This window comes from Oleiphilus sp. HI0067 (genome assembly GCF_001635735.1).
Map to the genome: position 1 here is coordinate 1 of NZ_LWFI01000583.1, position 635 is coordinate 635.

2 protein-coding genes are annotated in these 635 nt (G+C 42.5%); both read right to left on the bottom strand.

Translation table 11 applies throughout. The features are described from left to right. On the bottom strand, window positions 1-144 hold a 144-nt coding region (locus A3739_RS31335), incomplete at its 3' end, for an efflux RND transporter permease subunit (protein WP_156502412.1). 20 nt (window positions 145-164) lie between these two features. Continuing rightward, the coding region (locus tag A3739_RS06710; RefSeq protein WP_156502413.1) for an efflux RND transporter periplasmic adaptor subunit at window positions 165-635 on the bottom strand (471 nt) is incomplete at its 5' end.

A 635-nucleotide genomic window follows, 5' to 3' on the forward strand; every position in this document is an offset into this window, starting at 1 on the left:
CGCACTAACTTGAACAACAGGCGGAGTAATTGAAGGGAACTGGGCCACCGGTAAAAGTTGAAGAGCAATGAAACCAGATAAAGCCAGAACAATTGAAATAACAAAAGCAAACTTCGGCCGATGAATAAAAAACTCACTGAACATCGCTACGCTCCTGCTAAGATCTATTTAGGTACCACGGATTGAGATGCTTCCGCCTTACTTCCAACGCGAACTTTCTGAAGACCGTCAACAATCAATAGTTCACCAACTTCTACTCCTGACTCTATAACTTGCCCTACACCTAATCGCATGCCGACCTGTATTGGCCTTTTTCTTACGACAGAGTCTTCATCTAGCATAAGAACATATTTACCAAGTTGATCTTCTTGAATAGATTTCTGCGGAATAACGATTTGACTCTGAGTTTGGACGCGCTTTACCAGTAAAGTAACGTGCTGCCCTGATATCAACATTCCGTCTAGGTTATCGAAAACAGCACGGATTTTGATTGTTCCAGTATTTTGGTTGACACGATTATCAACAAATTCAAAACGCCCCTTTTCAGGATAAACATCGCCTGAACGCAGTTTTATCTGAGCATACGATACAAGCCCATCACCACCCTCGGCTAAACTTTTCTCTCTCTCACTACG